The sequence below is a fragment of the Methylomagnum sp. genome (genome assembly GCF_054333355.1).
The window spans coordinates 1-3906 of record NZ_JBTEKS010000403.1; the positions used below are offsets into that span (position 1 = coordinate 1).

4 protein-coding genes are annotated in these 3906 nt (G+C 61.5%); 3 read left to right on the top strand and 1 reads right to left on the bottom strand.

Features of this window, described 5'->3' with window-relative positions; translation table 11 throughout:
• From ACXWUF_RS20095 to ACXWUF_RS20105, 3 genes are all read left to right on the top strand, one after another.
• Positions 1-525: putative porin (locus ACXWUF_RS20095; protein ID WP_458503363.1), on the top strand; the 525-nt coding region annotated here is incomplete at its 5' end.
• Positions 526-537: 12 nt separating this feature from the next.
• On the top strand, positions 538-1398 hold the full coding sequence (locus ACXWUF_RS20100; RefSeq protein WP_458503364.1) for a hypothetical protein: 861 nt from the start codon (positions 538-540) through the stop codon (positions 1396-1398).
• Positions 1395-3074, top strand: a complete 1680-nt coding sequence (locus tag ACXWUF_RS20105; protein ID WP_458497862.1) for a ShlB/FhaC/HecB family hemolysin secretion/activation protein — start codon at positions 1395-1397, stop codon at positions 3072-3074. The genes ACXWUF_RS20100 and ACXWUF_RS20105 overlap by 4 nt, the downstream gene beginning before the upstream one ends.
• A 422-nt stretch (positions 3075-3496) precedes the next feature.
• Here the strand turns inward: ACXWUF_RS20105 and ACXWUF_RS20110 are convergent, their stop codons facing one another.
• Positions 3497-3724, bottom strand: a complete 228-nt coding sequence (locus ACXWUF_RS20110) for a type II toxin-antitoxin system Phd/YefM family antitoxin (RefSeq protein WP_458497861.1) — start codon at positions 3722-3724, stop codon at positions 3497-3499.
• Positions 3725-3906: the final 182 nt, after the last annotated feature.

Below are 3906 nucleotides of genomic sequence, written 5' to 3' on the forward strand. Positions count from 1 at the left end.
GTCGCCATCAACGACGCCAAGAACCAGCCGGGCTGCAACACCGGCTCCTTGGGCGCCCAGAACGTGTGCCTGGTCGGCTTGGCGTCGGGCTTCCAGGTGATGGACATCACGGCGGCGTTCGATTACGCCGGGTTCGCGCCCACCCATGTTCTCTTGACCGCCGACTACGCCAAGAACTTCGGGTTCAACGCCAGCCGCATCTTCAACCAGTTCGGCGACCGGATTTCCCCGAAGACCAACGCCTACATGGTCCGGCTGGATGTGGGCCGGCCCGAGGTGCGGCACTTCAACGACTGGAACGTGTTCTTCTCCTACCGCTACATCGAGCGCGACGCGGTGCTGGACGCCTTCAACGACCCGATCTTTCATCAAGGCGGCACCAACATCAAGGGCTGGACCATCGGCGGCCAGTACGCCATCGCCACCAACACCTGGCTGGATTTGCGCTGGCTCAGCGCGGACCAAATCGACGGCCCGCCGCTCGGCATCGACACGCTCAACTTGGACATCAACGCCAAGTTTTGACGGGAGGACGATATGAATAACGAAGAATCGTCATTCCGGCACAACCCCGCAGGTCGGGCGGGTACTCCTGCCCGCCGCCATGGTTTGCCTGAAAGCAATACAGGCCCGAAATACGGCGCATCCGTCTGTAAGTCGGGCTTAAGCCCGACCTACAAGAACCTGTTGGCCTTATTGGTCCTGGTAGTCGGCGCAGGCCAAACCGCCACGGCGGCAGAACCCAAAGGCGGCCAGGACGCCGCCATGCAGCAAGTCCTGCGGAAAGCCCAGGGCGTGGTGCGCCAGCTCACCCAGGAAAAGGCCGCGCTGGAAGCGGAGAAAACCGCCCTGCTCGGCGAGAAAGCCAGCCTGGAAGCCAAGGTGAAGGCGCTGGAGGAATCGGTGAAGAGGCTGGAGCCCCTGCAAGGCGAAGTCGAGCGCTACAAAGCCAGCGTCGAATCCCTGCAAGGCGCCAAAACCGGCCTGGAAACCCAAGTCAGCCAGGGCCGCGAGCAGGCGCAGAACCTCCTCAAGAAGCAACGGGACATCATCGCCAAGGCCAAGGAAATCCGCGCCGACAACGTCCTGTTGGTGGAAGCCGTCAAGGAGCGGGAGCAGTGGATCGGCCAGTGCGGCAAGCACAACCAGGATTTGCAGGGCACCAACCGCGAGTTGTTGGAGAAGTACAAGGAGAAAAGCTTCTGGGACGAACTGCTTGATGCCGAACCCTTGACCGGCATCGGCAAGGTGAAGACCGAGACCGCCGCCGAGGAGTATCGCTACAGGCTTCAGCACCTTAAGACCACGCCGTACCAAGCACAGGCGCCCATGCCGGGGCAGGATTCGCCCAGGCCAAACCCGCTGGATGAGAATGCCGCCGAAGGGGAACAGCCGTGAAATCTTACCCACAGCGTCTGGAGTGCAAGGCTTGCCTTGCGCGAGTCCCGGACAAGAGCAAGGCAAGCCTTGCACTCCGGCATTTGGTCCTAGGCTTGCTGGCAATTCCCGCCGCCGCCTGGTCCGCCGAAAGCCCAGCCTCCGCGCCAGCCCAACAGGAAGCTGCTCCCGCACAGCCGGTCTTCGACATCCTCGACTACCAAGTGGACGGCAACAGCGTGCTGGACGTGGAGTCGGTGGAAAAAGCCGTCTACCCGCACTTGGGGCCGGGCAAGGGCATCGAGGATGTGGAGAAGGCCCGCCAAGACCTGGAAGCCGCCTACCGCAACCAGGGCTATCCCACCGTGGTGGTGGACATCCCCGAGCAGGACGTGGAGGCGGGCGTGGTGCGGCTGCAAGTGGTGGAAGGCACGGTGGAAACCCTGCACATCACTGGCTCCCGCTATTACTCGCTGGGCAAGATTCGCGACGGCGTCCCGGCCCTGGCCGAGGGCCAAGTGCCGCACATGCCGAAGGTCCAGGAGCAGGTCAACCAGTTGGCGCAGGAGACCAGCGACCGCACGGTGACGCCGATTTTCCGGGCGGGCACCACGCCGGGGAAAATGGAAGTGGAGTTGCGGGTGAAGGACGAATTGCCGGTGCATGGCAGCGTGGAAATCAACGGCAAGAACACCGAAGGCACCACCCGCACCCGGCTGATCGGCGCCATCCGCTACGACAACCTCTGGCAGATGTACCACAGCGCCTCGCTGCAATATCAGGTCTCGCCGGAGAACGACAACGAGGTGGAAGTCTGGTCGGGCACCTATCTCATGCCCACCGGCTGGAGCGACACGCGGCTGGCGCTGTACGGCATCGGCATCAGTTCCAACACCCAGTTGGGGGCCAGCGTGGGCGGCACGGCGGTGGTCGGCACCGGCTCCATTTACGGCCTGCGCTTTATCAAGCCGTTGCCGGGCGTGGAGAACTATTTGCATAGCCTGACTTTGGGCTTCGATTACAAGAGCTTCGACCAAGGCGTGACTTTGGTCGGCCAGGACACCGGCAACACGCCCATCCATTACGCGCCGTTCACGCTGGGCTATGACAGCACTTGGCGGGGGGCGGATTCCATCACCACCTTGAGCGCGGCGGGTCATTTGTCGGTGCGCGGCCTGGGCAACGACAGCCAGGAGTTCGACGAGAAGCGCTACAAGGCCAAGCCGGATTATTTCTATTTCACCGCCGACCTCAAGCACACCCAGCAATTGCCTTATGACGCGATGCTGGTGGGCCGGGCCTCGGGGCAGATTGCCGACCAGCCGCTTATCAGCAACGAGCAATTCGCGGTGGGCGGCACGCAGAGTGTCCGGGGTTATTACCAAACCCAGCAACTCGGCGACAGCGGGGTGAATCTGTCGGCAGAATTGCACAGCCCGAAACTGTTACCGGCGGATTTTGAATATGTGCAATATCTCCGGGCGCTGGCGTTTGTCGATTGGGCGTATCTGTGGATCGAGGACGCCCTGCCCGGCAATCCCAGCCATTACCAACTGGCCTCCACCGGCTTGGGGCTGCGGGCGCAGCTACTCAAGCATTTCACCGGGGAATTGGATTGGGGCTATCCGTTCTATAAGCAGGGCACGGTGGATGTGGGCCAGCAGCGTATTGATTTCCGAGTGGTTTACGATTTTTAAGCTGCGCCCCCATCTTGGTTGCCGCATGACAACGAAAGGCAGGCAGTTGCGGGCCGGGCATGTATTTCCATCCCCGACATTCCTCCCAAGCAATCCCTGACTTGCGGAGCGTCATATATGCAAAGAATAGAGGGCGGGACGTTTCAGCACTCGTAGCTGTTGAAAATATTCCACCTTGGCAACCAGTAACTGGCGTGGAGTGGGTTAGGTATGGAATCCATTTCCGAGGCTGCCGAACATGACCGGCACGTGATGCCGGTCTAATATCCCGGGCTTTCACCGCGCTCCACCAACGTCGCCCGGATCAGCGGCCCAGACAGCCGATGGCCAATCGAGGCGAGTTCCCGTACCGCAGGGCCAGCCGCCGGAGTCAGGCCCGACCGTTTCTCGGCCCGGAGGATGCCGAGAACACCGACCACCGGCTACCCACGCCGCTCGGCATGGCGACGGGCCAAGGAGTCGTCCAGCAACACCCAGCCTTGGCGCGCCAGGGCCAGGGGCAGGCTCTCCCGCAGCAGCCGCTCGTCGAAGGGCACGGCGGCGAACACCGGGTGGCCGTGCTTGGTGACCACGGCCAATTCGCCGGCCTCGGCGTCGCGGATGAGTTGGCCGGTCCGTTCGCGCAGGTCGCGCACGGTGAAAGTGTCCATCGGAACCTCCTGAAGAGTGATATGCCCACACATGCTCGCACAATTGTTTATTTTCTCGGATGAAGCCTCTCGTGGGATCACGGTTTCCAGGATTCTGGCTCGAAAATTGACCTATATAAAACAACAGCCGAACTAAAAAGAATATTTCTAAAGTTTTGTGCAAGATAACGCCCCTTATCTTG